Source organism: Desulfonatronospira sp. (assembly GCA_003563255.1).
In the GTDB taxonomy this organism is placed as follows: Bacteria; Desulfobacterota; Desulfovibrionia; order Desulfovibrionales; family Desulfonatronovibrionaceae; genus Desulfonatronospira.
On record PWSL01000528.1, the window covers coordinates 1 to 5,303 of the forward strand.

8 protein-coding genes are annotated in these 5,303 nt (G+C 49.5%); 7 read left to right on the top strand and 1 reads right to left on the bottom strand.

What is annotated here, in order from left to right:
- Positions 1–230: 230 nt before the first annotated feature.
- The 7 genes from QZP87_RS15275 (at position 231) to fliQ (ending at position 4,856) form a co-directional block, all read left to right on the top strand.
- Entirely contained in the window at positions 231–956 is a 726-nt protein-coding gene (locus tag QZP87_RS15275) for a flagellar motor protein MotB (protein WP_291323788.1), read from the top strand.
- A 298-nt stretch (positions 957–1,254) separates the two neighbouring features.
- A complete protein-coding gene (locus QZP87_RS15280) occupies positions 1,255–1,758 on the top strand; it encodes a flagellar basal body-associated FliL family protein (RefSeq protein WP_291323789.1) in 504 nt (167 codons plus the stop codon).
- A gap of 15 nt (positions 1,759–1,773) precedes the next feature.
- Positions 1,774–2,751 (top strand): flagellar motor switch protein FliM, encoded by a 978-nt coding sequence (fliM, locus tag QZP87_RS15285; protein ID WP_291323790.1) that lies wholly within the window; start codon positions 1,774–1,776, stop codon positions 2,749–2,751.
- A gap of 36 nt (positions 2,752–2,787) precedes the next feature.
- A complete protein-coding gene (gene fliN, locus QZP87_RS15290) occupies positions 2,788–3,333 on the top strand; it encodes a flagellar motor switch protein FliN (RefSeq protein ID WP_291323795.1) in 546 nt (181 codons plus the stop codon).
- A 4-nt stretch (positions 3,334–3,337) separates the two neighbouring features.
- Positions 3,338–3,676 carry a flagellar biosynthetic protein FliO gene (gene fliO, locus QZP87_RS15295; RefSeq protein ID WP_291323791.1) on the top strand — a complete coding sequence of 113 codons (339 nt, stop codon included), beginning with the start codon at positions 3,338–3,340 and terminating at the stop codon, positions 3,674–3,676.
- Complete coding sequence (fliP, locus tag QZP87_RS15300) at positions 3,612–4,400, top strand: flagellar type III secretion system pore protein FliP (protein WP_291323792.1); 789 nt, start codon at positions 3,612–3,614, stop codon at positions 4,398–4,400. Before fliO ends, fliP begins: the two co-directional genes overlap by 65 nt.
- 186 nt (positions 4,401–4,586) lie before the next feature.
- Complete coding sequence (fliQ, locus tag QZP87_RS15305; protein ID WP_291323793.1) at positions 4,587–4,856, top strand: flagellar biosynthesis protein FliQ; 270 nt, start codon at positions 4,587–4,589, stop codon at positions 4,854–4,856.
- Positions 4,857–4,917: 61 nt separating this feature from the next.
- On the opposite strand, the gene QZP87_RS15310 is transcribed toward fliQ, so the two are convergent.
- Positions 4,918–5,303 (bottom strand): (Fe-S)-binding protein (locus QZP87_RS15310; protein WP_291323794.1); only part of this gene is annotated, 386 nt, incomplete at its 5' end.

Below are 5,303 nucleotides of genomic sequence, written 5' to 3' on the forward strand. Positions count from 1 at the left end.
ATATAATATTGATCTCACTTGGGGACAGGCACTTTTGCCGGTTGATAAATAACAATTGCTCCAAAAATTTGGCGGCAAAAGAGCCAGTCCCCGGAGGTCAATCATAAGTTTCGCTGTAGTGCTATAGCGAAACAAGATATAATCGCTGTGTAGCCATCGGGGACAGGCAAATCCCCTGCGAACATAATCAAAGTTTCGCTGTAATGTTGATTTTTTTCAGGAATACGGTGATGGCCAGAAAAAAAAACAATAAAGGCGGGCCTCCCAAGCCTATCTGGATGTTGACCTTTTCAGACCTGGTAACCGTCATGCTGACTTTTTTTGTACTTGTCCTGAGCATGGCCACCATGGATCGGGAGTATGTCAGGGAAATAGTGACAGTCTTTCAGCAGGATGTAGGTTTTCTAACCCCCAAAACGGCGGGCAGACTGCCTGATGTAGCTGTTATCATGGAGGATATCCTGGATAATCCCTGGGATATTCTTGAAAAAGAGGATCGCATAAAGGATCTGCTCTTCCCGGAGCAGGAACTGCCTCCGGAAGTAAGCAAAAGCACCCTGGAGAAAAACCTCGAAATACTAATGCGTCCGGAGGGGATTGCACTGATGATGACCGGAGATCTTCTTTTCCCCTTTGCAGAGACTACTCTTCAGCCGCATGCAAGACAGATCCTGGATCAGTTGATCCCGCTGGTGAAGGCCTGGCCCGCCCCGGTCAACGTAGCCGGATATACGGATAATATTCCAGGGATATACATGGATAATTATGAATTTGCTGCAGAAAGAGCCATGGCGGTTGCTGAGTATTTCATCATCAATGATATCGAACAGGACAGACTGTCGGTTTCAGCATACGGTGAACATTTCCCGGTGGGGGACAACGATACAGAGCGGGGCAGGGCCCGCAATCGAAGGGTTGAAGTGCTGCTCAAGAAAACGCCTGGAGCGTATATGTAGTATCTGTTTAACCCTTTTAAGGAAAGCAGGGGACAGGCACCCCCCCACTATTTTTTCCGTAATGATCTTCACATAAGCTAAAAATAAGTGCGGGGGTGCCTGTCCCCGATGGCCGAGGCGATAATTTTCACAAAGTGTCGCTGTAGTGGTAGGACCTCAGAGGAAAACTGAACGGGCAGGGAGATGACCCGTATAATCCATCGAATTCTCACGCAGCGATGGTGATAAATGTAACCGGCCCGTTCTTTACAAACTCTGAAAAATATGCATTTTATACCAATATAGGCAGGAAAATTATATGGCCCAGAAAAAGAAAGTAGAGAATATTGACGGCAAGGAAGAAAAGAAAAAAAAGTCTCTGGGGCTGAAGTTGTTACTTATGCTCTTAATCCTGGGTATGCTGGGTGGAGCAGGTTTTTTTGGCTACAATTATTTTATGGAGCAACAGCAAAACGATGAAGATTTTGCGCCTCCCTCAGAGCGCCAGGAGAGGCCTGCAAATACTGTGATGGTTGAACTGGAGCCCTTTGTGGTCAACCTGGCGGATCCTCTGGGACGAAGGTACCTGCGCACTGCAATAGAGGTTGAAGCGGTGAACCGCAGAGCTGCCGATGACCTGCAGGCCAATAGGACCCAGGTCAGGGATGCTATCCTTCTTTTGCTGTCCAGCAAGACCTTTGAGGACCTGAGAACCATGGAAAGGAAAATACAGCTCCGCAATGAGATTGTGGAGCGCATAAACCAGATCATCGGCCAGAACAAGGTATATAAGGTATACTTTACAGAATTTGTGGTGCAGTGAGGTACAGAGTTATTTATGAACAAGATACTTGATCAGGGAGAGGTTGATGCACTGTTGCAGGGATTGACCGGTGGTGAGGTTGATGCCGAGACGGACGTTCCTGAAGACGATTCCGGGGTGGTGACCTTTGACCTGTCCAACCAGGATCGGATAATCCGGGGACGTATGCCGGTTTTAGAGATCATCAACGACCGTTTTGCCAGGCTGGCCACCAATACAATGGCCAATGCCATGCGCAAGAGAGTGGATTTTAACCCCATTTCCATAGACATGTCCAAGTTCGGGGACTTTATGCGCTCCCTGCCTGTTCCTACCAGTATCAATATCTTTAAGGTAGATCCCCTGCGGGGAAATGCCCTCATGATAATCGATACCCGGCTGGTGTTTGCTCTGGTGGAAAATTTTTTCGGGGGCACCGGGTCCCAGCCCAAAATTGAAGGCCGGGACTTTACACCCATCGAACAGAGTATAGTGGTCAAGGTCTCCAAGATGCTTCTGAGCAATCTTGAGGACGCCTGGCGACCGGTGCACGAGGTAAACATCGAACTCATCAGATCCGAGGTCAACCCGCAGTTTGCCACCATTGTTCCCCCAAGTGACGTGGTTGTGGTGATAACCTTCGAGGTGGAACTGGAAAACGCCATAGGCTCCATGGTTGTCTGCCTGCCTTATGCCACCATCGAGCCCATTCGTTCAAAACTTTATGCCTCTTATCAGTCTGAAAGACTGGAAGTGGATCATGCCTGGCTCAGCCGCTTCAAGGAAAGACTTCTGGAGATACCGGTGGATTTTCACGTAACCATGGGCCAAACAAGGATTACAGGCAGACAGCTTCTGAATATGGAGGAAGGGGATATCCTTATGCTGGATACCGACCAGGAGGATCTTATGAAGGCATACGTGCAGGGGGTTTTAAAGTTCCATGGTATTCCGGGGTTCGCCAAGAGCAACAAGGCCTTTCAAGTAGTCCAGGAAGAGGAAACCAATTTTTAGACTCAAGGATTTAGTATGAGCCCAAAAAATAATAAAATGAATAACGAACTGGACGAACAGGATAAACTGGCCGAAGAATGGGCCAAGGCCCTGGAAGACCAGGAAGATTTATCTGTCACTGATGAAGGTGGAACAGGAGAAGATGATGACTCCACTGAAGGATCCCAGGACAACCTTGCTGAAGAGTGGGCCAAAGCTCTGGCTTCTGATGAAGAGGAGAATTTCAAGGATGAGCAGCAGCAAAGAACCCTGTCCGCCCAGAGCAAGAATGCCAGGTTCAAAGACTTGACACAGGAGGCCAAGAAAAAGACCGAGGGAACCAAGAGAGACCTTGATTTTATCCTGGACATTCCATTGACGGTTACGGCCCAACTGGGAGGGACTCAGCTGCTCATCAACGAACTGCTGCAGCTTGGCCAGGGTTCTGTTATTGAGCTCAACAAGCTGGCCGGAGAGCCCATGGAAGTGCTGGTGAACGGAAAATTGGTGGCCAGGGGTGAAGCTGTGGTCATCAATGAAAAGTTCGGCATTCGGCTCACAGATATAATCAGCCCTGTAGAAAGGATCAAACAGCTTGGATAAGGCAATGGAAAATTCCATGGACATGGGCCTGGCCGGGATTAAAATGGCCGCGGCCCTGCTAATTATTTTAGGCCTGATTTTTCTGGTATATTATCTCCTGAAAAAATATGGGCACAAAGCCGGACTGGGCATTTCCGGCTCGGGATATCTTCAGACAAAGGCTGTAATGAGCCTGGGGCCCAAAAAAAGTATCGTGGTGGTCCGCTTTTTGAATAAGTATCTGGTACTGGGGGTTACTGAGTCCCAGATAAACCTGCTAAAAGAGATGGATGCGGACCATGAACAAGACCAAGATTTTTCCAGAGTGCTTTCCCAGAAAAGCTCTGATTTTGACAGTAGTTAGTCTGGCGGTTCTGCTGTGGCCGTTACTGGCCCAGGCCCAGGAACCTGTACTGCCTTCGCTGTCTATGCAGCTCTCAGGGGAACGGGCTCAGCCCGACACCATAGCAGTGGGGCTGGAAATACTCTTTTTGCTTACCGTATTGTCTGTAGCTCCTGCCATAGTTTTGACCATTACCAGCTTTACCCGCATTATCATTGTATTTTCTTTTATCAGAAAAGCCATGGGTACCCAGTCGATGCCTCCAAACCAGGTCCTGGCAGCGCTGGCCATCTTTCTCACCATCGCCATAATGGCCCCCGTGGGCACAGAAATCAACCAGACGGCCCTGCAGCCCTACCTCAACGAAGAGATCGGCCACCAGGAAGCCCTGTCCAGGGCTGAAGGCCCCATGCGGGAATTCATGTTCAAGCATACCAGGGAAAGAGACCTGTCCATTTTCTACTCCATTACCGGTCTGGAGAGGCCTGAAACCCGCGAGGACGTGCCTACCATGCTGCTGATACCGGCATTTATGATCAGTGAACTCAAAACCGCTTTTCAAATCGGCTTTCTTATCTACATACCATTTTTGATCCTGGATATGGTGGTGGCCAGTGTGCTTCTGTCCATGGGCATGATGATGCTGCCCCCGGTCATGATTTCCATGCCCTTCAAGGTGCTGCTGTTCATTATGGTGGATGGCTGGAACCTGCTGGTAGGATCTCTTGTAAACAGTTTTGTCTGACGGGACTTTGGTATTTGTCAGCGCTTTTATGGAAAGCAGGGTACATGCACCCCTGCACTAATTTTTCAGTAATGATCTTCACATAAGCTAAAAATTAGTGCGGGGAGAGCCAGTCCCAGTGCTGCATGCAAAGCGCTGAACAGATACTGGTATTTAAACTTTTTTAACCCTGGAGGAGTCAGCATTATGACACCTGAATTCGTAGTCGGCTTTGCCAGACACGCCATCGAGACCACGCTCATAATCGCCCTGCCCATGCTGGGTATAGGCATGATCATAGGTATAACCATCAGTATACTGCAGGCGGCGACTCAGATCCAGGAGATGACCCTGACCATTGTGCCGAAGATTATTGCAATTTTCCTGGCACTATTGTTTGCATTCCCCTGGATAATGGAAAAAATGGTTACTTTTACAACCAATCTGTTCCATAATATTCCAAATTATATCGGATAGAGGTCGATAAAAAGATGCCCCATCCCCCATGAATTCAGGGGGAGGTGGCATCACGGTATGATCAGCCCTTGAGCTGTTCAGCCAGGAGTTCGGCTATATGCTTGACCTGGATGTCCTTGCCGTCTTTGGCCATGCCACCGCGGATCTGCATGACGCACCCGGGGCAGTCGGTGGCCACGGCCGAGACCTGACCGGCCTGCAGGTTGGCCATTTTCTTGGCCAGCAGGGTCCTGGATACGGCAGGGAAGTTCATGGAGTAGCTTCCGCCGAAACCGCAGCAGACCTCTTCTTCGTCAGTGGGCACATACTCGTGGGCCAGGGCGATGTTTTTGCGCGGGGCCTCGCGGACTTCCAGCCCACGGCACAGGTGACACGGTGAGTGGTAGCCCACCTTTTTGCCGGAGTGCTCAAAGAGCATGGAGGACAGGCGCATTTCATCGCGGATAT